This is a genomic window from Proteus columbae (assembly GCF_009914335.1).
Taxonomy (GTDB): Bacteria; Pseudomonadota; Gammaproteobacteria; order Enterobacterales; family Enterobacteriaceae; genus Proteus.
Map to the genome: position 1 here is coordinate 1321818 of NZ_CP043925.1, position 25421 is coordinate 1347238.

18 protein-coding genes are annotated in these 25421 nt (G+C 38.7%); 13 read left to right on the forward strand and 5 right to left on the reverse strand.

Annotated features, from left to right (window positions below):
• The first annotated feature begins 176 nt into the window (after nucleotides 1–176).
• Nucleotides 177–356, forward strand: a complete 180-nt coding sequence (locus F1325_RS06045; RefSeq protein WP_004244593.1) for a Trm112 family protein — start codon at nucleotides 177–179, stop codon at nucleotides 354–356.
• A gap of 4 nt (nucleotides 357–360) precedes the next feature.
• Nucleotides 361–1122, forward strand: coding sequence for a 3-deoxy-manno-octulosonate cytidylyltransferase (kdsB, locus tag F1325_RS06050; RefSeq protein WP_109373527.1), 762 nt, complete (start codon nucleotides 361–363; stop codon nucleotides 1120–1122).
• 84 nt (nucleotides 1123–1206) lie between these two features.
• On the opposite strand, the gene elyC is transcribed toward kdsB, so the two are convergent.
• On the reverse strand, nucleotides 1207–2037 hold the full coding sequence (gene elyC, locus F1325_RS06055) for an envelope biogenesis factor ElyC (protein ID WP_109373528.1): 831 nt from the start codon (nucleotides 2035–2037) through the stop codon (nucleotides 1207–1209).
• Nucleotides 2038–2412: 375 nt separating this feature from the next.
• Here elyC and cmoM point away from each other — a divergent pair, with 375 nt between their 5' ends.
• The 8 genes from cmoM to F1325_RS06095 all read left to right on the forward strand — a co-directional run bounded on the left by cmoM (nucleotide 2413) and on the right by F1325_RS06095 (nucleotide 14288).
• The gene (gene cmoM, locus F1325_RS06060) at nucleotides 2413–3186 is read left to right on the forward strand and encodes a tRNA uridine 5-oxyacetic acid(34) methyltransferase CmoM (RefSeq protein ID WP_109373529.1); all 774 of its coding nucleotides are present in this window, start codon (nucleotides 2413–2415) and stop codon (nucleotides 3184–3186) included.
• A 9-nt stretch (nucleotides 3187–3195) separates the two neighbouring features.
• Nucleotides 3196–4518, forward strand: coding sequence for a chromosome partition protein MukF (gene mukF, locus F1325_RS06065; protein ID WP_109373530.1), 1323 nt, complete (start codon nucleotides 3196–3198; stop codon nucleotides 4516–4518).
• Nucleotides 4499–5230, forward strand: a complete 732-nt coding sequence (mukE, locus tag F1325_RS06070; RefSeq protein WP_109373531.1) for a chromosome partition protein MukE — start codon at nucleotides 4499–4501, stop codon at nucleotides 5228–5230. Before mukF ends, mukE begins: the two co-directional genes overlap by 20 nt.
• Entirely contained in the window at nucleotides 5227–9687 is a 4461-nt protein-coding gene (gene mukB, locus F1325_RS06075) for a chromosome partition protein MukB (protein ID WP_109373532.1), read from the forward strand. The genes mukE and mukB overlap by 4 nt, the downstream gene beginning before the upstream one ends.
• Nucleotides 9688–9913: 226 nt before the next feature.
• Complete coding sequence (gene aphA, locus F1325_RS06080; protein WP_109373533.1) at nucleotides 9914–10627, forward strand: acid phosphatase AphA; 714 nt, start codon at nucleotides 9914–9916, stop codon at nucleotides 10625–10627.
• Nucleotides 10628–10980: 353 nt separating this feature from the next.
• A complete protein-coding gene (gene ldtD / locus F1325_RS06085) occupies nucleotides 10981–12708 on the forward strand; it encodes a L,D-transpeptidase (protein WP_109373534.1) in 1728 nt (575 codons plus the stop codon).
• Between the two features lie 343 nt (nucleotides 12709–13051).
• Nucleotides 13052–13600, forward strand: coding sequence for a YcbK family protein (locus F1325_RS06090; RefSeq protein WP_099074987.1), 549 nt, complete (start codon nucleotides 13052–13054; stop codon nucleotides 13598–13600).
• 37 nt (nucleotides 13601–13637) lie between these two features.
• Entirely contained in the window at nucleotides 13638–14288 is a 651-nt protein-coding gene (locus tag F1325_RS06095) for an MBL fold metallo-hydrolase (protein WP_109373535.1), read from the forward strand.
• 152 nt (nucleotides 14289–14440) lie between these two features.
• Here the strand turns inward: F1325_RS06095 and F1325_RS06100 are convergent, their stop codons facing one another.
• The 4 genes from F1325_RS06100 to pncB all read right to left on the reverse strand — a co-directional run bounded on the left by F1325_RS06100 (nucleotide 14441) and on the right by pncB (nucleotide 20309).
• Complete coding sequence (locus F1325_RS06100) at nucleotides 14441–15631, reverse strand: amino acid aminotransferase (RefSeq protein ID WP_109373536.1); 1191 nt, start codon at nucleotides 15629–15631, stop codon at nucleotides 14441–14443.
• 377 nt (nucleotides 15632–16008) lie between these two features.
• Complete coding sequence (locus tag F1325_RS06105) at nucleotides 16009–17097, reverse strand: porin (RefSeq protein WP_280115821.1); 1089 nt, start codon at nucleotides 17095–17097, stop codon at nucleotides 16009–16011.
• A gap of 340 nt (nucleotides 17098–17437) precedes the next feature.
• Complete coding sequence (gene asnS / locus F1325_RS06110; RefSeq protein WP_160230120.1) at nucleotides 17438–18838, reverse strand: asparagine--tRNA ligase; 1401 nt, start codon at nucleotides 18836–18838, stop codon at nucleotides 17438–17440.
• 256 nt (nucleotides 18839–19094) lie between these two features.
• Entirely contained in the window at nucleotides 19095–20309 is a 1215-nt protein-coding gene (pncB, locus tag F1325_RS06115; protein ID WP_109373539.1) for a nicotinate phosphoribosyltransferase, read from the reverse strand.
• Nucleotides 20310–20649: 340 nt separating this feature from the next.
• On the opposite strand from pncB, the gene pepN reads away from it, so the two are divergent.
• The 3 genes from pepN to F1325_RS06130 all read left to right on the forward strand — a co-directional run bounded on the left by pepN (nucleotide 20650) and on the right by F1325_RS06130 (nucleotide 25250).
• Nucleotides 20650–23265 carry an aminopeptidase N gene (gene pepN, locus F1325_RS06120; RefSeq protein ID WP_160230121.1) on the forward strand — a complete coding sequence of 872 codons (2616 nt, stop codon included), beginning with the start codon at nucleotides 20650–20652 and terminating at the stop codon, nucleotides 23263–23265.
• A 204-nt stretch (nucleotides 23266–23469) separates the two neighbouring features.
• Nucleotides 23470–24480 (forward strand): quinone-dependent dihydroorotate dehydrogenase, encoded by a 1011-nt coding sequence (gene pyrD / locus F1325_RS06125; protein ID WP_099074980.1) that lies wholly within the window; start codon nucleotides 23470–23472, stop codon nucleotides 24478–24480.
• Nucleotides 24481–24698: 218 nt separating this feature from the next.
• Complete coding sequence (locus F1325_RS06130; protein ID WP_109373541.1) at nucleotides 24699–25250, forward strand: cell division protein ZapC; 552 nt, start codon at nucleotides 24699–24701, stop codon at nucleotides 25248–25250.
• The last annotated feature ends 171 nt before the right edge of the window (nucleotides 25251–25421 follow it).

Sequence of the window (25421 nt, forward strand, 5' to 3'; positions counted from 1 at the left end):
AAGCCACACTAATGTGGCTTTTTTGTTGCTTATAGTAAAAGAGAAAATAATAAATTTATTAATAACTAAAATAATTTTCGAATTATCACTAAACGAGAGGTTTTGAGTATTAACGCTGATCCTTCCTTATGATATCCTTTTGCCATATAAAATGATTAACCCTTGAGAGGGACAAAATGGATCACCGCTTACTTGAAATTATTGCTTGCCCAGTTTGCCACGGCAAACTTATCTTTGATAAAGAAAACTCAGAGCTTATCTGCAAAATTGATCATTTAGCTTATCCTGTTCGTGACAATATCCCCGTTCTTCTGGAGAATGAAGCAAGAGAATTATCACTAGAAGAGGAAAAGTAACTTCATGTTCACGGTCATTATCCCAGGTCGATATGCATCGACCCGTTTACCAGGTAAACCCCTCGCGGATATTCATGGCAAACCTATGATTGTTCGTGTGATGGAACAGGCTATGCGCTCTGGTGCAAACCGCGTCATTGTTGCAACCGATAACTTAGAGGTTGTTGCAGCAGTTGAAAAAGCGGGCGGGGAAGCGTGTATGACTCGCGAAGATCACCATTCAGGCACAGAACGTTTAGCAGAAGTCATTGAAAAATATCAATTTGCAGATGATGAGATAATCGTTAACGTACAAGGTGATGAGCCTCTTATTCCACCCGCTATTATTGCCCAAGTAGCCGAAAATTTGGCAAATTGTGGTGCTGGAATGGCAACATTAGCAGTGCCTATTGTTGACTCAAAAGAAGCTTTTAATCCTAACGCGGTGAAAGTCGTGATGGATGCAAAAGGTTTTGCACTTTATTTTTCTCGTGCAACCATTCCTTGGGAAAGAGACCGTTTTAATTTATCACACGATGAAATTGGTGAGCATTATCTACGTCATATTGGTATTTATGCTTACCGTGCGGGCTTTATCCGTCGATATATTACTTGGGAACCAAGCCCATTAGAATCTATTGAAATGTTAGAGCAACTGCGTGTGCTGTGGTATGGTGAAAAAATCCATGTTGCAAAAGCATTAGAAGTTCCTGGTGTGGGTGTAGATACACAAGATGATCTTGTCGCAGCAAGAGCGGCATATCGAGCACTTAACCAAGAATTTTAGTCTTTGAGCGACAACAAATAATATCAACGGCACTTAATTTTAATTAAGTGCCGTTTTTGTATCAGTCAGCAAAGATATTTTTAATTATTGGCTTTTTTCTTTATCAGATTGATGATCTTCATTTTCAGGAATAGTGGCGGGTTGTCCAGTCGGTTTTATTGATTGCCACATCGATCCTAAAAACTCATACCATGCACGTTCACTATGTTGAAAATAAGTGGCGGAGGGAAAATATTTCTCCCAAGGATGTAATGGTGAAGTGATAGCCAATTGGTTAGCTGGCGCAACGATAGGGTTCATGCCTCGTGCTAAAAAGAAACGTTCAGCGCGTGCTAAATGGTTGGCAGACGTCACAAGCAAAAATGGTTTCTTACCAATTAATTTATCAACTTCATAGGCTTCTTCTTCTGTATCTTTCGGTGTTGATAGTGTGATAGTTTTATCCGCAGGTACACCTAAAGATTGTGCCACCTGAGCCGCTACCTCTGCACTACTTATCTGATTAACACCTGCACCCCCTGTAAAAATCAGTGTCGAATTGGGATTGCGGTAATAAAGTCTTACACCTTCAGCAACACGAAACAAACTATTGTTAAGAAGATTAGAACTTGGTGCCCATTCTGGGTTATAAGTAAATCCACCACCTAAAACAACAATGTAGTTCACATCTTGTTGCGAATTTTCTCGTAATTCATAACGAGCTTGATACTCTTTTTCACTTGGCATTAATAGTGTATCGGCAACAGGTTGTATGCCTAGAATAGTTAACAGAACAAGCGCAACAGTGAGTAGGCTTTTTCCGGTTTTTTGCCAACGTGTAAACCAAAGTAGTGCTAATGCAAAAAAGGCGATTAATAAGAGCAAAGGCAAGGGCATCAGAAAGCCTGCAACATATTTTTTGAGCAAAAACAGCATAAATCATCCTAGATTGAGTGAAATACATGCAATTGATAGTGAAAGTTTAGTGAAAACTAGGGGAATTCCAAGACGTTGTGTCAAAATAGCTAACACAACAACGATTCACTAAGTTTTCATCAATAGAAATAAAGAACCGTTTAATTATTTATAAAACGATAAACGTTTGAACGTTAATTTTTTCATTAATAAGCGTTATATTTGTACTGCGCTTTGCGAATAGTCTGATTCATGACTTATTTCTTTAGAGAAAACAGTCAGTATCATAGAACACTGGTAAAATTGCCGTCTTTATTTATGTACAGTGTCTCATATTTTTAAATTTATCAGAACGCAGAGAGCGCAAGTAGTAAGTTGTTATCATGAGGCGTTTTAATGTCAGATCGTAATTTTGACGATATTGCAGATAAATTCTCCCGCAATATCTATGGCACAACAAAGGGTAAAATACGTCAAGCGGTGATTTGGGAAGATTTACAACAATTATTGACCCTTTTGCCTAACCGAAGTTTGCGTATTTTAGATGCAGGTGGAGGTGAAGGTTATTTCTCTCGTCAGCTTGCTAAATTAGGACACCAAATTATCTTATGTGATTTATCACAAGAGATGCTTAATCGCGCACAAGAAGCTGCGATTGAAGAGGGTGTTATCGAGAACATGACGTTTATTTGTTGTGCGGCTCAAGAGATTAAAGAGCATATAGATGAAGGGGTTGACTTAATTCTATTTCATGCAGTATTGGAATGGATCACGGATCAGAAAGACGCCGTAAATGTTCTTACCGATATGTTGCTACCTAATGGTATCTTATCGCTGATGTTTTACAATGCGAATGGTATTGTCATGAGAAATGCGATTTTAGGAAATTTTCATCTGGCAAATCCTGAGATCCCACGTAGAAGAAAAAAATCGCTATCACCTCAAAACCCATTACAACCAGAAGATGTTTATCAATGGTTAGATGAGTTTTCGATGACAATATTGGGAAAAACGGGTGTTCGTGTTTTCCATGATTATTTGCAAAGTCGTCAGTTACAAAATAAAGACTTTCCATCGTTGCTTGCATTAGAGCAACGATATTGTCGGCAAGAGCCCTATATCAGTCTGGGGCGTTACATTCATGTCATGGCACAAAAGCGTGTAAATTAAGGATGTACTATGAGTGATTTTACCCAGACCGTTCCTGAGTTAGTGTCTTGGGCGAGAAAAAATGATTTCTCAATCTCACTGCCACCAGAAAGATTAGCTTTTTTGATGGCTGTCGCTGTATTAAACAGCGAGCGCCTTGATGGCGAAATCAGTGAAGGGGAGTTAATTGATGCCTTTAGGGAAGTGTGTAAAGGCTTCGAACAACCTGCAGAATCAATACAAGTTCGCGCGAATAATGCCATTAATGACATGGTAAAGCAGCGGCTTTTTAACCGTTTTACCAGTGAATTGGTAGAAGGTAATGCAATATACCGTTTAACCCCGTTGGGAATTGGAATTAGTGATTACTATATTCGCCAACGCGAATTTTCATCATTGCGCTTATCTATGCAACTTTCTATTGTGGCGGGTGAGCTTGATTCAGCGGCAAGCTCTGCTGAAGACGGTGGTGATGAATATCATTGGCACCGTAATGTTTTCGCGCCTCTAAAATATTCAGTGGCGGAAATTTTCGATAGCATTGATTTATCTCAGCGAATTATGGATGAGCAGCAAAATACAGTAAAAGAAGATATTGCTGCGTTATTAAACCAAGATTGGCAAGCGGCTATTTCAAGCTGTGAACAGCTGTTATCTGAAACATCTGGTACATTAAGAGAGCTACAAGATACGCTTGAAGCAGCTGGCGACAAACTTCAAGCCAATCTCTTACGTATTCAGGAAGCAAACATGAATACGGGCCATGTTGAGCAAATAGATACATTAGTATTTGAACTTCAAAGTAAGTTAGACCGCATTATTAGTTGGGGTCAGCAATCTATTGATTTATGGATTGGATACGATAGACATGTCCATAAATTTATTCGTACAGCGATTGATATGGATAAAAACCGTATTTTCTCTCGTCGCTTACGTCAATCTGTACAAAACTATTTCGACAGCCCATGGGCATTAACTTACGCTAATGCTGATCGGTTGTTTGATATGCGTGATGAAGAACTGGCTCTACGTGATGACGAAGTCACGGGTGAGTTACCCGAAGAGCTTGAATATCAAATGTTCAGTGAAGTGAACGAACAGATAGCGCAATGGGTAGAGCAAGAGCTTGCTTCTTACAAATTAGAACAACGAGCATTAGATCTCAGTTCAGTGTTAGTTGAATATCTTAATCGTTATCCGCAACAGAAACATTTCGATGTTGCACGTATTGTCATTGATCAAGCAGTACGATTAGGTGTAGCGAAAGCTGAGCTCGCAGGATTACCTGCAAAATGGTCAGAAATTAACGAATATGGAGCTAAGGTACAAGCGCATGTCATCGATACATACTGAACAATTTATGCCAGCAAAACTGGCGCAGGCATTAGCGAACTCACTTTTTCCTGAACTGGATAGCCAGTTACGTGCAGGTCGACATATCGGTATAGACTCTCTGGATAATCATGCTTTTTTGATGGATTTTCAAGATGAGTTATCAGACTTTTATGCGCGTTATAACGTCGAATTAATCCGAGCGCCAGAAGGATTCTTCTATTTGCGACCTCGTTCAACCACACTTATTCCACGCTCTGTCCTCTCTGAAATGGATATGCTGGTGGGGAAAATTCTTTGTTATCTCTACCTTAGCCCTGAGCGGTTAGCCAATCAGGGAATATTCACCGTTCAAGAGCTGTTCGATGAATTAAGAACATTAGCAGATGAAACCAAACTTTTACGTTTAGTGAATCAACGCTCAACAGGTTCTGATCTTGATTTGCAAAAATTACAAGAAAAAATAAGAACCTCGTTAAATCGTTTACGTCGTTTAGGCATGATTTCATTCTTATTAAATGATATGCAGCGTTTCTCGATCACAGAATCTGTTTTCCGTTTTGGTGCAGATGTGCGTAGTGGTGATAATCCGCTTGAGGCTCAAATGCGCATGATCCGTGATGGTGAAGCAATGGCGCTTGAAGATAGCTCAGAAACACTTAACGACGATGAAGAAAATGAAGATGAGCAATTACAATCCAGTGAAGATGATGCGGAGGGAGAAAATAAATGATTGAACGGGGAAAATTTCGCTCATTAACACTTATCAACTGGAATGGGTTCTTTGCTCGTACTTTTGATTTAGATGAGTTGGTGACTACGTTATCAGGTGGTAATGGTGCGGGTAAATCAACCACTATGGCTGCATTTATTACAGCTATGATCCCTGATCTTACTTTGCTTCATTTCCGTAATACCACAGAAGCAGGATCGACAAGTGGATCTCGTGATAAAGGGTTATACGGGAAATTGCGTCCGGGTGTGTGTTATGCCGTATTAGATGTGATCAACTCGCGTCACTTACGTGCTGTGGTCGGTGTTCGTTTACAGCAAATTGCAGGACGTGATAAGAAAGTTGATATCAAACCCTTTATGATCCAAGGGCTGCCAATGGCAGAAAACCCAACAGAAATTTTAACGCAAGCTGTTGCAGATCGCCAAGCCCGTGTTTTACCGCTTAATGAATTAAAAGAAAAAGTTGAAGCCATTGATGGGGTTGTTTTTAGACAATTTAACTCTATCACTGATTTCCACGCGGTGATGTTTGATTTAGGTGTTATTCCTAAACGTTTACGTTCAGCAAGTGATCGTGCCAAATTTTATCGTTTAATTGAAGCCTCATTGTATGGCGGTATTTCAAGTGCGATTACACGCTCTTTACGTGATTATTTACTACCTGAGAATAGTGGTGTAAGAAAAGCGTTCCAAGATATGGAAGGCGCATTACGTGAAAACCGAATGACACTTGAAGCTATTCGAGTCACTCAATCTGATCGTGACTTATTTAAGCATTTAATTACAGAAGCGACATCTTATGTTGCAGCTGACTATATGCGCCATGCCAATGAACGACGCGTTCATCTTGATGAAGCTTTAACTGTGCGCCGTGAGTTATGGAGTCAGCGTAAATCCATTAATAACGAAGCGTATCGATTTGTTGAAATGGGGAAAGAGTTAGAAGAGCAACAAGCGTTATCTTCTGATCTTGAAGCCGATTATCAAGCGGCAAGCGACCGACTAAACTTAGTGCAAAATGCGGTTCGCCAACAAGAAAAAATTGACCGCTATGTTGCTGATGTCGAAGAAATCACTTTTCGCTTAGAAGAACAAAGTGAAGTTGTTGAAGAAGCAGCTTCTAAGAAAGAAGAGCTTGAAGCGCGCGTGGAGTCTGCTGAAGAAGAAGTTGATGAACTGAAAAACCAGTTGGCAGATTATCAACAAGCATTAGACGTACAACAGACGCGTGCTATTCAATATCGTCAAGCTGTACAAGCGTTAGAGCGCGCTAAAGCACAGTGTGATATTGCGGATTTAGACGAGAAAAATGCTGATCAATGGGCTGAACGTATTCAAGCCAAAATTCAAACCATTACGCATTCATTACTCTCTATGGAACAGAAACTCAATGTTTCTGAAGCGGCTAAAACGCAATTTGATCAAGCCTATAAACTGGTAAGTTCAATTGTAGGTGAGGTTGAACGTCAAAATGCATGGGATGCGGCAAAAACAGCATTACGTGAATGGTCTTCTCATCGACATCAAGCGGATAGGGTTCATCCTATTCGCATGCAGTTGGCAGAATTAGAGCAACGCTTGCATCAACGAAATAGTGCAGAGCGCCAGCTTGAAGAGTTTAACAAACATCATGGCAAGTCGATGGAGCCTGATGATTTGTTAATTCTTCAAGATGAGTTAGAAGCCAAAATTGAAGAGCTTAGCGATTATGTTAATGAGTCTGGCGAACACCGCATGCAAATGCGCCAAGAGCTGGATCAACTTAAACAACAAATTGAAAAGCTGAAAAAACAAGCACCTGCATGGCTTGCTGCACAAGATGCGTTAACACAATTATGTGAACAGACTCGTCAATCTTTTGAAACGGGTCATCAAGTAACAGAATATATGCAACAGTTACTTGAGAAAGAGCGTGAAGCAACCGTATTACGTGATGAAACTGCAACTCGTAAACAGCAGATTGAAGCACAAATTGAACGTTTAAGTCAGCCAAGTGGTGCAGAAGACGGACGTTTAATTACATTAGCGGAACGTTTTAATGGTGTTTTATTATCAGAAATTTATGATGATATTACGTTAGACGATGCGCCTTATTTCTCTGCATTATATGGCCCTGCACGTCATGCAATTGTTGTGCAAGATCTCTCGTTGATTCAGGAACAATTAGAAACATTAGAAGATTGCCCTGAAGATCTCTATTTTATCGAAGGTGACCCACAATCTTTCGATGATAGTGTATTTAATGCTCAAGAGATGGATAAAGCGGTTCTTATCAAAAGTACTGATAGACAATGGCGTTATTCTCGCTACCCTGAAATTCCGCTTTTTGGTCGTGCTGCGCGTGAAAATCAATTAGAAATTTTATCGCGTCAGCGTGATGAACTTTCAGAGCTTTACGCAACACAAGCTTTTGATGTGCAGAAGATCCAACGTGCCCACCATGCCTTTAGTCAGTTTGTGGGACAACATATTTCTGTGGCATTTGAGGCTGATCCTGAAGAGAATATTCGCCAGCTTAATCAACGACGTAACGAGCTAGAAAGAGCGTTAGCGCAATACGAAGAGAGTACTCAACAACAGCGTCAACATTATGCACGTACTAAAGAATCGCTGAATCTTCTTAATAAACTTATTCCTCAAGTTAATATCTTGATGGATGAAACTCTGATTGATCGTGTTGAAGAGTTACGCGAAGAGCTGTATGTCGCTGAAGAGTCAATGCGTTACTTACAGCGCCACGAAAAAGCATTAGCAGCATTAGAGCCTATCGCTTCAATCTTGCAAAGTGATCCACAAGCGCATGAACAATTAGCGCAAGATTACGAGCAAGCAAAAGCAGAGCAACAACGTTATCAGCAACAAGCTTTCTTGCTGGTGGAAGTGGTACAGCGCCGCCCACACTTTAGTTATAGTGATGCCGTTGAGATTGTCAGTGAAAATAGTGATCTTAACGAGAAGCTACGTCACCGTTTAGAGATGGCAGAAACAGAACGTGCTACGGCAAGAGAACTTTATCGTCAGCAACAAGCTCAATGTGCTCAATTTAATCAAGTACTTGCCTCATTAAAAAGCTCTTTTGACACTAAATCTGAATTGCTCAGAGAGCTTGAGCAAGAGATGCGTGATACGGGTATCCAGATTGATGTTGGTGCTGAAACAAGAGCAAAAGAGCTACGTGACCAGCGCTATTCTGCGGTAAGTGCAAACCGTACTCGTATTAGTCAACTTGAGCGTGATATCGCATTGAGTGAAGCAGAGCGAGATAATCTCACCAAGAAAATTCGTAAACTTGAGCGTGATTACGTTCAAATTCGTGAGCATGTTGTGAGTGCAAAAGCGGGTTGGTGCGCGGTTATGCGATTAGTGAAAGAAAATGGTATGGAGCGTCGCTTACATCGACGAGACTTTGCTTATCTTTCTGCTGATGAGCTACGTTCAATGTCGGATAAAGCGTTAGGTGCATTACGCCAAGCGGTTGCTGACAATGAATATTTACGTGATGCGTTACGCCGCTCAGAAGATGCGAAATATCCAGATCGTAAAGTTCAGTTCTTTATTGCGGTATACCAGCATTTAAGGGAACGTATTCGTCAAGACATCATTAAAACTGATGATCCGGTTGATGCAATTGAACAGATGGAAATCGAACTTGCTCGCTTAACTGAAGAGTTAACTAGTCGTGAGCAAAAATTAGCGATTAGTTCACGAAGTGTCGCGAATATTATTCGTAAAACTATTCAGCGTGAGCAAAATCGTATCCGTATGTTAAACCAAGGTTTACAAGCAGTTTCATTTGGTCAGGTGCGAGGTGTCCGACTCAACGTCAATATACGTGAAAGTCATCAAGTGTTATTGGATGTGTTATCTGAAGAAGATAACCAGTATCAAGATCTATTTAAAAACCAAAACCTTACTTTCTCTGAAGCAATGGCGAAGCTTTATCAGCGTTTAAACCCTCAAGTGGACATTGGTCAACGTATGCCACAAACCGTGGGTGAAGAGCTGTTAGATTACCGTAATTACCTTGAAATGGATGTTGAAGTTAATCGTGGACCAGAAGGTTGGTTAAAAGCAGAAAGTGGTGCTTTATCAACAGGTGAAGCGATTGGTACGGGGATGTCAATTCTGGTTATGGTGGTACAAAGCTGGGAAGAAGAATCGCGACGTTTAAGAGGAAAAGATATCTCTCCTTGTCGTTTACTCTTCCTCGATGAAGCTGCGCGTTTAGATGCGAAATCTATTGCAACGTTATTTGAGCTTTGCGACCGTCTTGATATGCAGTTAATTATTGCGGCACCAGAAAATATCAGCCCAGAAAAAGGAACAACCTATAAATTAGTGCGTAAAGTGTTCAACGGCACTGAACATGTACATGTTGTTGGCTTAAAAGGTTTTGGTCAACAGGCTGAGAAAGATAAAATCGGATCATCAAATGTTGCTGAAATAACAGAATAATTTTATCCCATTATTAGCCTCAAAAGGGCAAGAATAAAGGCGCTGCGGGCTTATGCTTATAGCGCCTTCTTTTTTCAAAGTGTTACATAGATCAAAAAATGAAAGCAAATTAACAAAAAAATGAAATCTTAAGTGGTATAACGTGCGCCATATCTCATTTAAATGTAATCATGATGTTTATGATTGTTCCCGTATGTGATTAATATAAAAATTTAAAGGAAAAAGAATGCGTAAAGTCACGTTAGCTTTTAGTGCAATTGCTTTAGCGTTAAGCTTAAACGGCGCAGCAATGGCAAAAGTACATCTACCAGAAGTTGTTAGCCCAGGTGTTACTGTTGCACAACTTGCACAACAACAACCAATTCATTGGGTTTCTGTTGCTGATATTGAAAAAAGCCTTGCAGGTCAAGCACCGATGGCGGTTGGTTTTGATATTGATGACACCGTTCTGTTCTCAAGCCCTGGTTTCTACCGTGGTAAACTAGAATACTCTCCAAACGATTTCAGCTACCTGAAAAACCCAGAATTCTGGAACAAAATGAATAATGAGTGGGATAAATTCAGTATGCCTAAACAAGTCGGTATCGATCTTGTTCAGATGCACCTAAAACGTGGGGATACTGTTTATTTCATTACTGGTCGTACTCAAACTAAAACTGAGACTGTGACCAAATATGTACAAGAAGGCTTAAACATTCCTGCTGATAAAATGCAGCCGGTTATTTTTGCTGGTGACCAACCTGGCGCAAATAACAAAGTAAGCTGGATGCGTGATCATAAACTGAAAATTTACTACGGTGATGCTGATGCTGATATCGCAGCAGCAGATGAACTGAATATCCGTGGTATTCGTATTCTGCGTGCGGCTAACTCTTCTTACCAACCACTGCCAAAAGCAGGCCAGTTTGGTGAAGAAGTTGTTATCAATTCAGAGTATTAATCTTTACCCTTTGTTTACCTTTATTTGTAAGGCGTAGGAAACTGCGCCTTTTTCTATTTTAAAATACCTTCCATTTAAATAATCTTATTTATCTATTCACAATTCTTTATTATTTCCTGAACGCTTATTTTCAATATGTCTATTTTTTGTTCTTTTATTGTATCTTTCATTTAAATTATATATTTGAAGATAAAAGCAGCTAGATGGTCTTTTTTTGATTAAATAAAACCAAATTTCTATCAGGGGCTTACAAAACTTTAAAAATATTAGTTTATTCCTATAAAACTCTTTGCCTAGCTCATCTAATATTCTAGGATACCAAAATAATAATAAGGAATGAGGGTAGAGGATTTATGGCGCATCAACCAATTAAAAGAGCAATCGCATATTCAGTTGTTATAGGTACACTCCTTTCTGGTCATTATGCAATAGCCACAGAAACAGAGTCGGTGACTTTATCTACACCCGAAACAGAAAACGCAACATTAGTTCCTGTCACTAGTGAAGTTATGCCAGCACCTGCAATTGTGGTTATGAAGGTTCCACAATTGACTGAGTTAGCAGTAAGAACAAAACTACAATCATGGAGCTCAACGGGATATAAACCGTTATATTTAAACCAGTTAGTGAAAGTTTACCAAGCAAGTGATTTAGCATTAATCTGGCAAGATGAAAAAACAGTACAGCAATTACAGCAACAAATTGCTGAAGTGGCGATGTCGGGAACCCAACCTCAATTTGGGCAATGGTTAATACAACTAGAGTCGCCTGAATTAACAAAAGAAGCACGCGACCTTATTTTATCAGATGCTTTTTTAGGCTATATCAGTTTCGTTGAGCAAGTAAATAAATCAGGCATATCTTTACTGTATCGTGATGTGATGCAAGTATTACCATCACCAACTGATAAGTCAGTCGTGGAATTACAGCAAAATATTCAAAATAACACCTTAGGTAGCTTTGTTATTTCTTATGCACCGTCCCATCCTTATTACGCCTTAATGAAAGAGGAAGTGCGAAAGCAGTTACATAGTTCAGTTGTTTGGCCAGAAATGAAAGGAACAACATCATTAAAGCCAAATCAATCATCACAAGAAGTTGTACCGCTGAGACAGATTTTACGTAATTTAAAATTAATTCCTGAGTTGGCAGCGAATGAGCAGGAAATTGTGACAACCGTTTATGATGCGCCTTTAGTTGCGGCTGTTAAATTATTTCAAACTGCTCATGGATTAGAGCCCGATGGTGTTATTGGGCGACAAACGCGAGTGTGGTTAAATATAACACCAGCACAGCGCGCTAGCATTATGGCATTAAATATTCAACGTCTTCGCCTGACGCCAGCCATTGGTGATACTGGAATTTGGGTTAATATTCCTGATTTCTCGCTCTATTTTTATGCCAATAACGAGCTTATTCTCGACTCAAAAGTCATTGTCGGTCGCCCAGATAGAAAAACACCGATTATGAGTAGTGCACTAAATAATGTTGTGGTTAACCCACCTTGGAATGTGCCAACAAGCATGACTCGTAAAGATATTGTACCTAGAGGTAAAGCAGATCCTAGTTACTTTAGTCGTAAGGGATATACCATTTATTCAGGGTGGGGGAATGATGCTTATCCTATTAACCCTTACGATATTGATTGGCAAAATATGAGTGCTAATAACTTCCCTTACCGAATTTGGCAGGCTCCGGGACCAACAAACTCATTAGGCCGTTATAAATTTAATATGCCAAATTCAGATGCGATATATCTGCATGACACACCAAATCATTCACTGTTTTCAAAAAATATGAGGGCAATTAGTTCAGGCTGTATTCGTGTTAATAAAGCCTCTGAACTTGCTTCAATTTTATTGGGCGATGCGGGATGGAAACAAGATAGAATTGATGCGGCACTAAAACGTGGTTCAACACAATATGCGCCAATTCCTGAACGTATTCCGGTTTATTTATATTATCAAACAGCATGGGTGGCTCAGGAAAATGCACCTCAATATCGTGCAGATATTTATGGTTATGACAAAGTCACGACTAATGCACAACCTTATTTAGAGAATATTAAGAAATACTTGTAATATAAATAAATATAAATTGAATAAAGGGTAGCTAATTTGGCTATCCTTTATTTTTATATAAATCAATAAGATGAAATCACTCTCTTATGATTATTAATAGGGTAATTAAAAATATAATAAATTATAAAATATTTTTAAAATTTCTATTAAAAATAGAATGATAAAAATAGAATGATAAAAATGGAATTTAGTATAAATAACTAAACTTATAAAATTACTAATGGCATTAAATTGAAATGAAGTGTTATTTACAATACTATACAAACTGTAAGAAACAATTCGAGAAAAATATTGTCATAATAAAGGTTCTTCTTCCTGAAATAATTTTTTGAGTGCATATACTATGGATATTATTGATTCACATCGCCGTAAATGGCTGGGGCTTGGTATGGCCGCAGTGGGGTTAGGTTTATTACCTTCTCATGCTTTTGCTTCACTAGCGACACCTCGTCCAAAAATCCTTCGCTTTAATAATTTAAATACAGGTGAAACTATTAAAGCCGAGTTTTTTGATGGAAAACGTTATAATAAACATGAGCTTGCTAAACTAAATCATCTCTTTAGAGATTACCGTCAAAACAAAATCAAAACGATTGATCCTGCACTGTTTGACCAAATCTACTTATTGCAAGTGATGCTTAATAACAATAAACCCGTTGAGCTTATTTCAGGTTATCGTTCTTTAGTGACAAATAATAATCTACGTCATAGTAGTAGCGGAGTGGCAAAGAAGAGCTATCACACGCGTGGACAAGCAATGGATTTTCGTTTAGTCGGCACTGATCTTTCTAAAGTGCGTCAAGTTGCATTAAGAATGAAAGCAGGTGGTGTAGGCTATTATCCAAGAAGTAATTTTGTGCATATTGATACAGGACCTGTCCGCTCATGGTAATCTATTGAGAATTAGATAATAAAGAGTGGAGTGATTCATGATGTATCACATTGTACCTGTGACAAACTATATGCAAAATTGCACCCTTATTTGGTGTGATGAAACGAAGGAAGCAGCAATTGTTGATCCCGGTGGTGATGTTGAAACGTTAATTGCAGAAATAGAAGAACGCCAATTAACATTGACCAAAGTATTATTAACACACGGACACTTTGATCATATTGCAGGCACCTCACAAATTGTTGAGCACTTCAATGTCCCTGTTTACGGTCCTCATAAAGATGATAATTTCTTATTAGAAGAATTAGAACAACAGTGCCGTATGTTTAATTTTCCTTGCGGAAAATCATTTACACCAGATAGTTGGTTAAATGAAGGTGATACCGTCACGATAGGTAAAACAATTTCGTTATCTGTCTTACATTGCCCTGGTCATACTCCAGGACATGTTATTTTTGTTAATCATCAGAATAAACTCATCTCTATGGGAGATGTGTTATTCAAAGAAAGCATTGGTCGTACTGATTTCCCTCGTGGAAACCATGCCGATCTTATTGCTTCAATCAAAAATAAAGTATTACCTTTAGGCGATGATTATCTGTTTATTCCGGGACATGGTCCTATGTCTAATTTAGGGCATGAACGCCGATATAATCCTTTTTTACAAGATGAAATGCCAATCTGGTAATACTATAATATCCATTAATTAACGCAAAGCTCTTTATTATAAAGGGCTTTTTTTATGAATAAAAAAGTGTGGTTTATTTTTCTTTTATATCAATAAAAATGCCATGTTATTTAATAACATGGCATTTATCTTAATTACCCTTTAGAAGGCAATTAGAGTACAGCAACAATGGCTTCGCACAGTGGAACCATATTCTCAAGGGTTAAACCTGCAACGTTAATACGACCTGAACCCACGATATAAATACCATATTCAGCACGTAAACGCTCAACTTGCTCTTTATTTAAACCACTAAATGAGAACATACCATTTTGGTCGATAATAAAGCTAAAGTCTTGTTTAGCGCCTTTTTCTTGTAGTGTAGTCACTAACAATTGACGCATACGCTGAATACGTTCGCGCATGGTTGTGAGTTCTTCAATCCACTCTTCTTTTAACTCTGGGTTAGAAAGAATAGTCGTTACCACTGAAGCGCCATGCGCTGGTGGGTTAGAGTAGTTAGCACGAATAATGGCTTTTGCTTGGCTAAAGGCTTTTTCCGCAGTCTCACTGTCTTTTGTGACAATAGTACATGCGCCTACACGCTCATTATAAAGGCCGAAATTTTTAGAGTATGAACTTGCGACAATAAGCTCAGGATTTTTTTCTGTAAAGAGGCGTAAGCCTTGGGCATCTTCTTCAAGACCACGCGCAAAACCTTGGTATGCAAAGTCAAAGACAGGTAGCCAGCCTTTTTCTGCTGATAATGCTGCGAGTTGGCGCCATTGTTCTTCTGTTGGATCAATACCGCTTGGGTTATGACAGCATCCGTGGAATAACACTACATCGCCAGCCTGTGCATTAGCAAGGCTTGCCAGCATGCCTTCAAAATCTAATCCACGATTTTCTGCATCATAATAATCATAATTACAGATCTCAAGACCTGCTGTTTTGAAAATATTATTATGGTTAGGCCACGTTGGATTACTTATCCAGACACGTTTTGCTGTGGTTTGTTGAGCAATAAAATCAGCGGCGATACGTAAAGCGCCAGTACCACCCGGTGCTTGTGCTGTGCGTGCGCGCTTTTCAGAGATAATAGGATGTTGTTCACCAAACAGAAGCGCTTGGGTAACATTGCCAAATTCAGGGATACCGCTAATAGGAAGGTAGTTTTTAGTGGTTTCGTTTTCTAACAGGTATTTTTCTGCTTTCTTAACAGTGGTTAAAACAGGTGTTTTACCTGTCTCATCCTTGTAAACACCAATTCCTAAATTAATTTTGTTTTCACGAGGATCAGAACGGAAACTATCAGCTAAACCCAGAATAGGATCGGCTGGTGCAGCAATGATTTTCTCAAACATAGTGTAATTGTTCCCTAAGCTCAAAACGAAGCCGAAATATGAGTATCAAGAGTAACGCTATGAAGGCTTTTTGCCAACTGTTTGTAGAGAAATTAACAAGAAGTTGTGAACTAAGTGAGAATAAATAGCAAATCAAGATGTAAATAAGTGAATATCCTGTGATTACATTAACATGTAAAAATAATCACTAAAAAGACATAATTGTTTAGTGGGATAAACTTTTGGATAATTTGAAAAATAAAGAAAAGGGGGGATATTTTTAAGTGAATAAATAAATGGCGTGTTGTGATGGTTAAATTGTACAAATAAAAAAGCAACACCGAAGTGTTGCTTTTCAAATCAATTAACTTGATTGTTTAATTACCTATAAGCGGTAATTAGAACTGATAAGTCAGACCTAAACCAACTACGTTATCGTCGTTGATGCCCAGTTTGTTATCAGATTTGATCAGGTTGATTTTGTAATCAACAACTGCAGTCATGTTTTTGTTAAATTTGTAGAAAGAACCTACAGAGATATATTTAACTAAATCTTCGTCATTTACGCCATTAACTTGTAAGTCTTTACCTTTAGATTGAACATAACCTAAAGATGGTTTCAGACCTAAGTCAGCGAAATCATATTGTGCAGTTAACTCAACGTTTTGAGTTTTGTTAGCAATGTTTCCTTTGAAACCAGTCATGTTACGAGTTTCACCGTACATAGCTGCTAAGTAAACGTTGTTAGCTGCGAATTTACCACCAAAGTTCCATGCTTCTGCACGTTCGCCTTTAGCAGTGCTTAATTTTTGTTCTGCAGTACGAGCAGCGTTAGAATAGCCACCACCCAGTGTAACGCCCCAGCCTAACTCATAAGCTGTAGAGAAACCGAAACCGTCACCATTTTGTTTTTTGATGTCAGTACGGTCATTGTTAGTTTCTGAGTTGTTTTTACCTTGATATTGCAGAGCAAAGCTCAGACCATCAACGTAACCGAACATATCAGTGTTACGGTAAGTCAGAACGCCAGTGGTACGGCCAGTCATGAAATTGTCAGTTTGTGACATTGAGTCGCCGCCCCATAAAGGCAGAACGTCTGTCCATGCGTTGGTGTCGTAAATTACACCGTAGTTACGACCGTAATCTAATGAACCGAAGTCAGCAAATTTAAAACCAGCGTAAGCGAAACGAGCACGAGAATCAGTGTCGCCTTCAGCTTTGTTAGTACGGATTTCGTATTCGAAACGACCGAAACCAACTAAATCTTTATTGATTTGAGTTTCGCCTTTGAAACCGATACGAGCACGAGAAGCATCACCGCTTTCATTGCCACGATCTCTATCAGAGTTAGCGAAGTAATGACGAACGTCAACTTTACCGTAGATGTCTACTTTGTTGCCGTCTTTGTTATACATTTCAGCTGCGTTTGCTGCACCAGCAAACATTAAAGCTGGGATTACCACTGCAAGAAGATTGCGCTTCATCATTATTATTACCCTCATTGGTGTTATTCAGACACCTTTGCCACTGCCAGAAATAGTTTCTTAATTTTTATGGAACTATTTATGAGAGTTAAGTGTCGTCTGTGTCGGGTGACAGTGTTCCATTGGTAAAAAATTTTATCTACCCCCAATTTGCTACAAAAACGAAAAAAGTGTAACAAATTGTAACTATGTATTTCAAAGTGTGTATTTCGGGGAACTTTTGAATCAAATAACAGCCATGCATAAAAAAAGCCAACCTTGTGGTTGGCTTCTTCACTTAAGTTAAACTTGTGCAATAAAACAGCAGTGCAAATTTTTAGCTGAATACTAATTAATCACTAAATTAGAAATCAGCATTTCTTGGTGTACGAGGGAATGGAATAACTTCACGAACGTTTGCGACACCCGTCACATAAGCAACTAAACGTTCAAAGCCTAAACCAAATCCTGAGTGAGGTACGGTGCCATAACGACGCAGGTCGCGATACCACCAGTAGTCTTCTTTGCTCATTCCCATTTCGTCTAAACGTTTATCAAACATATCTAAACGCTCTTCACGTTGAGAACCACCGATGATTTCACCAATTCCTGGTGCTAATACATCCATTGCTGCAACTGTTTTACCGTCTTCATTCATACGCATATAGAATGCTTTGATGTCTTTCGGATAGTTTTTCACCACAACAGGTGCTTTAAAGTGTTTCTCTGCAAGATAACGTTCATGCTCAGAAGAGAGGTCAACACCCCAATAAACTGGGTTTTCAAATTTCTCACCACAGTTTTCAAGCACAGTAACTGCATCGGTATAATCAATTTGAGCAAAGTCAGAGGTGATAAAGTTCTCTAAGCGTGTGATAGCGTCTTTATCGACACGTTGTGCAAAGAACTCCATATCATCTTTACGCTCTGCTAATACAGCGGCAAAGGTGTATTTCAGCATTTTTTCAGCAAGAGCTGCGATATCGTTAAGATCAGCAAATGCCACTTCAGGCTCTACCATCCAGAATTCAGCGAGGTGACGACTGGTATTTGAGTTTTCAGCACGGAATGTTGGGCCGAAGGTGTACACTTTGCTTAATGCAGAGGCGTAAGTTTCACCATTTAACTGACCAGAAACAGTTAAAAACGCTTCACGGCCAAAAAAGTCTTCACTGAAATCGACTTCGCCTTTATCTGTGCGTGGCAGGTTGTTCATATCTAATGTAGAGACACGGAACATTTCACCTGCACCTTCTGTATCTGCCGCCGTAATCAGTGGCGTAGAAACCCAGAAGAAGCCTTGTTCATCGAAGAAACGATGTAGTGCTTGTGCTAATGTGTGACGAACACGAGCAACTGCACCAATTAAGTTAGTACGAGGACGAAGGTGAGCAACTTCACGTAGGTACTCAATACTATGACGTTTGGCGGCCATCGGATAAGTTTCCGGATCATCGACCATTCCTACCACAACAACATGAGTGGCTTGAATTTCAAAGTTCTGTCCCTGGCCCGGAGATTCAACAATTTTACCGGTGACTTCCACAGAACAGCCTGTGGTTAAGTGCAGCACTTCATCTTGATAATTCGGTAAATTATTATTAATGATGGCCTGTACTGGATTAAAGCAGGAACCGTCATAGACGGTAAGGAATGAGATACCAGCTTTTGAATCTCTTCTTGTACGTACCCAACCGCGAACGGTGACGTCTTCGCCAACCGCGATACGGCCTTGCAGTACGTCGACTACAGGCGCAACGATCATAAATAAATCTCTCTTCGTTTAATTAAAATAATTGTTTGGTTAATTCACTCTGCCCCTGTCGGACAGTTTTTCTATGTTACTTGCAATAGCGCAGGAAACAAGTAGGAAATTTTAGTTTAAAGAGTCAATAAAGAAGAGAAAAGCTTTTGTATAAAATAAATTGATAAAATAGGTGAAATATTGATAAAGGCAGGTGTTATGACAAAAGAAAGGGCAATTATTACCCTTTCTTTTATTAATGAAGATTTTTAGCTAATTAACAGGCCTGTTTAACAAGAGGAACGTCAAAGGCTTTTCGTAGCTTGTCAACAAAGTCATTATCGTCACAAATTGTTTTACCTGGGCTATCTGATAATTTAGCCACTGGCTTACCATTACACTCCACCAGCTTAATCACAATATTAAGAGGCGTTATTTCAGGAATGTTACAAGTGAGTCGAGTACCAATACCAAAGATTAGACGAATACGCTTATGGAAATGCTTATAAAGTACGAGTGCTTTTTGAAAATCGAGACTATCAGAAAAGACTAATACTTTACTCATGGGATCAATGCCCAATTTTTCATAATGCGCGATCGCTTTTTCACCCCATTCAATCGGATCGCCTGAGTCATGACGTAAACCTTGGTAGCTCTCTGCAAAGGCTTTATCAAAATCACGCAAAAACGCATCCATTGTAATGCAATCTGTTAATGCAATACCTAATTGATCTGGATATTCATCTAACCAAGATTGCAAGGCTGCACGTTGGCTATTTGCCAGTTCAGGGCTAATCTGCTGATGAGCTTGAAACCACTCGTGAGCTTGTGTTCCCACAGGAGCCAAATGCATACGCTCAGCTAAATGATAGTTACTTGTACCAATAAGATAAGGGAAATGATTTTTCAGCTCATCCACAATGGCACACTGCACATCATAAGAGAAACGGCGGCGAGTACCAAAATCCATTAATTTAAAATCAGCTAAGTCAATCTGTTGTTCAGCCGCATCACGGTAGAAGATGTCAATTAATTTACGTAGTTGATTAACTGCATCATCAGGCGTGATTTGAGGAGAACGAGCACGATGTACAATTTCACTCACTAAAGCTAACAAAGGAACTTCCCATAGAATAACTTCGCGCCAAGGCCCCGTTATTCTTATCGACAGTTGGTTTTCAGGTATTGTTGAAATTTGGACTTGTTCTGGTTTAAAGCGAAAATGCTTAAACCATTGCAGATAGTCATTTTTGAAAAAGGGGAGGCTCTGAAGATAGTCAAATTCTTCATTCGTTAATGACAAGTCTGCCATCATATTAACTTGATGGCGTAAGGTTGTTGCATATTCACCTAGACGTTCATCACTCCGACAGCGGAACTCAGCAACGACAGGAATATCACTATAATGGTGGTAAACCGCTTGTTGCATGTGGAGCTTATATGCATCGGTATCCAACAGTGATGTAATAATCGGTGTAGCGTCTAAAATCATAGCGCGTCAAGCATCCTCACGGAGCGTTTTTATGTCTGCTAAATCGTTAAGGTTGGAGAGTATACCCGAATATGACGACAAAGCGTCACTATTCAACAATATTTCTCTGCGACATAAAAACAAGCTGTAAAACTTAGATGAGTTTACCACGTTAAACATAATTTGGGAGTATATTAGCATCATTTACCAAATAAATTGATTACATGTATTAATAAACTATTAACATTCCGTTAACTTTTAATGGTTTCAATTGAATATTCGACTGGCTAAACAGATTTTTGACGAGTAAGCTTTGGCAATATAACCGTTAAATAGTCGTGTTAACTAAAAGGTTTTTTCTATGACACAACAAAGAATCGCGAAATTTCGCAAAGATTATCGTGCCCCTGACTACACAATCACCGATTTACATCTTGATTTTATCTTAGACAAAGAAAACACCCAGGTTACAGCGATAAGCCAATGTAAACGCCTAAACTCAGATGCGACAGCATTAGTGTTAGATGGTGAAGATTTAACATTAAAATCAATCGCAGTGAATGATGTTGCTTGGACACACTATAAAGAAGAAAACGGCAAACTCATCATTGAACAACTGCCCGAACAGTTTACATTAAAAATTGTTAATGAGATTAACCCATCAGCTAATACCGCATTGGAAGGGTTGTATGTTTCTGGTGATGCATTATGTACACAGTGTGAAGCTGAAGGCTTCCGCCATATTACTTACTATTTAGATAGACCTGATGTATTAGCTCGTTACACCACAACAATCACGGCAGACAAAAAACAGTATCCTTATTTGTTGTCCAATGGTAACCGTATTGCGCAAGGTGAACTGGATGATGGTCGTCATTGGGTAACATGGGAAGATCCACATCCAAAACCAAGTTATTTATTTGCTGTGGTAGCGGGTGATTTTGATGTGTTACGAGATACTTTTATCACCAAAAGCGGTCGTGAAGTTGCTTTAGAGCTTTTTGTTGATAAAGGTAATTTAGATCGTGCAGATTGGGCAATGACATCATTGAAAAATGCGATGGCATGGGATCAAACTCGCTTTAATTTAGAATATGATCTCGACATCTATATGATAGTTGCTGTTGATTTCTTTAATATGGGGGCAATGGAGAATAAAGGGCTGAATGTCTTTAACTCTAAATATGTGCTAGCGAAAAGTGAAACGGCAACTGACAAAGATTACTTAGGTATTGAGTCTGTTATTGGTCATGAATATTTCCATAATTGGACAGGTAACCGTATTACTTGCCGTGATTGGTTCCAGTTAAGCCTGAAAGAAGGTTTAACCGTTTTCCGTGATCAAGAATTTAGCTCTGACTTAGGCTCTCGCTCTGTTAATCGTATCAATAATGTACGAGTGATGCGTACCGCTCAGTTTGCAGAAGATGCAAGCCCAATGGCACACCCAATTCGTCCTGATAGTGTGATCGAAATGAACAACTTCTATACTTTAACAGTATATGAAAAAGGTTCAGAAGTGATCCGAATGATCCACACCTTATTAGGCGAAGAGCAATTCCAAGCTGGCATGCAGATGTATATTCATCGTCACGATGGCAGTGCTGCAACTTGCGACGATTTTATTCAAGCAATGGAAGATGCTTCTAATGTTGATCTTACTTTATTCCGTCGTTGGTATAGCCAATCAGGTACACCACAACTGACAGTTCGTGATAGTTATAATGCTAATAAAAAGCAATACACTTTAACTGTTAGTCAAATGACGCCACCGACAGCCGATCAAACTGAAAAGCAGCCATTACATATTCCATTAGATATTGAATTATATAATACCAAAGGCGATGTGATCCCACTGCGTTCACAAGGTCAAACTATTTCTAATGTATTGAATGTGGTACGTGAAGAGCAGCAGTTTGTCTTTGACGATGTGCCAGAACAACCAATCCCATCTTTATTACGTGAGTTCTCTGCGCCTGTAAAACTTGATTATCCATTTACGGATGAGCAACTCTCTTTCTTAATGAAATATGCACGTAATGCATTTTCACGTTGGGATGCTGCTCAAGCATTATTAGGTCGCTATATAAAAGAAAACGTAGCTCGAGTTCAAAAGGGTGAAATCTGCATTCTGCCTGAAATGGTGGTTGATGCTTTCCGTGCAGTATTACTTGATAAAGATATCGATCCTGCATTAGCTGCACTTATTCTGACATTACCAACAGATGTCGAAGCGGGTGAATCATTTAGTATTATTGACCCAGTTGCTATCCATAAAGCGCTTGGTTTTATTCGTAAAACACTAGCAACTGAAATGGCAGATGAGTTCTCTGCTGTTTATCATTCAATGCATATCGGTGCTTATCGTGTTAATCATGATGATATTGCAAAACGTGATTTACGTAATGTGTGTCTAGCTTATTTAGCAGTTGAAAATGAGCAAACAGGTAATCAACTTGTCGACGCGCAATATCACAACAGTGACAATATGACGGATGCACTTGCCGCATTGAATGCAGCAGTGATGGCACAGTTACCTTGTAAAGATGCATTGCTACAAGAGTTCGATGACAAATGGCATCAAGATGGTTTAGTGATGGACAAATGGTTTAGTTTACAAGCCATGAGCCCAGAAAAAGAAGTGTTACAGAAAGTACGTAGTCTGTTATCTCATCGCTCATTTACACTTGCAAACCCTAATCGTACTCGGGCGCTAATTGGTGCATTTGTGAATAATAACCCTGTGGCATTCCACGTTGAAGATGGCTCTGGTTATTTATTATTGACAGAAATTCTGACTGACTTAAATAGTCGCAATCCACAAGTTGCTTCACGCCTTATTGAGCCGTTTATTCGTTTAAAACGTTATGATGCAACTCGCCAAGATAAAATGCGTGCTGAGTTATTAAAACTGAAAGCGCTTGAGAATTTGTCTGGCGATTTATATGAGAAAATCACCAAAGCATTAGCTGATTAATATCACGTCTTATATCACTTTATGAGTGAATAAATAGTATAAAATCAGCAAGATAATCAGATCCCCAGCATAGTCTGGGGATTTTTTATGGCGAATTGTGAAATTGAAGCGTTTACTTTTCGTGCTTTTATCTATATGATGCTCGACGCTTAAATTGTCGTAGACATATCATTCCTAATACCCGATATTCTCAATGGAGATCGTATGTATTATTCCTTAGTAAGGAAGGCATTGTTTCGGCTAGATCCTGAACGTGCCCATGATTTTACCTTCCGTCAGTTAAAACGTTTATCTCATTCCCCATTTCAATTTCTTATTCAGCAGTCACTTCCTTCTAAACCTGTTTCCTGTATGGGACTCTCATTTAAAAATCCACTTGGTCTTGCCGCTGGTCTTGATAAAAACGGTGATTGTATAGATGCATTGGGTGCAATGGGATTTGGTTTTATTGAAGTTGGTACGGTGACACCACGTCCTCAAGTGGGAAATGATAAACCTCGTTTATTCCGCTTAGTGGAAGCCGAAGGCTTAATTAACCGTATGGGATTTAATAATCTCGGTGTTGATAACCTAATTGAAAATGTAAAACAATCCCGTTATGGCGGTGTACTGGGCATTAATATCGGTAAAAATAAAGATACCCCAGTAGAGCAAGGTAAAGATGACTATCTGATTTGTATGGAAAAAGTCTATGCTCATGCTGGTTATATCGCAATTAATATCTCATCACCAAATACCCCAGGTTTGCGTACATTACAATATGGTGAAGCATTAGACGATCTGCTATCAGCAATTAAAAATAAACAATTAGAGTTGCAAGGAAAATATCAAAAATATGTTCCTGTTGCAGTTAAAATTGCGCCTGATTTAACACATGAAGAATTAATTCAAGTTGCAGATAGCTTAGTGCGTCATCATATTGATGGTGTTATTGCGACAAATACCACATTAGATAAATCATTAGTGAGTGGATTAAATCATTGTAATGAAGCGGGTGGATTAAGTGGTCGTCCGGTACAATCAAAAAGTACACAAATAATCCGTCAATTAAATGAAGAATTAAAAGGTGCATTACCTATTATTGGTGTAGGTGGAATTGATTCACTAACGGCAGCTAGAGAAAAAATGGATGCTGGTGCTTCTCTAATTCAAGTCTATTCAGGATTCATTTATCAAGGCCCTGCACTTATCAAATCTATAATTAATCATATCTAAATACATTTAATAATGAGTTAGGGGCTTTTCTTCTGCCCCTAACTCGTTTATATTGCCCCTAGTTGGTTATTTTTTATTAAATTGCACTGATTGTGCTTAATTAATAGTAAAATGAATCCTGTTTTTGTTAGGTGATATTAAATATTTTATTTAGGTCATTTAATTTTGATTGTTTATCAGAGTATAAAACAGGGAATGAATCGAAGGGGGATTAATTAGTGATAATAAAACCCGATGATCGCTGGCGTTGGTATTTTGATGTTGAGCAACAAAAATTAATGCTTGATTTAGCAAATGGTATGGTTTTTCGTTCCCGCTTTTCAAGCAAAATGTTGAGTGAGAGTGCTCGACAATCAGCATCTTTTACCGTCGATGATGCAGCTCTTTATTATGGATACGATGAGCAAATTCGACAAATAGATATGCCATCAGAATCAAGAGCTGAATTAGCTTTAAATGCATTAATAGCCCATCGCTTTTTAAAGCCACTGATGCCTAAGAGTTGGTATTTTGAAGTTAACAATAATCAAATCAACCCTTATTTATCTCAAGTGGTAGAAGCCTCATTAAAAGAAGAAGGCGAAACCGCTCTTTTTTTAGTGACTGAAGTGGGGGCTCAAGCTTGTTTATGTTTATTAGCTCAACCTCAGTTAACATTATTTGACAGAACTCTTAATTTTTGTGACCCAATAAAAATTATGAATGATAGGTTAAGCAATTACCATAAAGAGTCAGAGTCAGGATCATTTTTGTACGAGAAAGTTATTTAACAAAAAGAGTAAAAAGGACTTACTCTTTTTATCGTCACTCATTATTTATAACATTCTAAAAACAAATTCACCCCAAACAATACTCCCTAAAATCAAATCTTCATTACTCTCTTTCTGTAATATTTTTCTAAAAAATAAAATGAGTTTATTGATAATTCATTATTGAGTTCT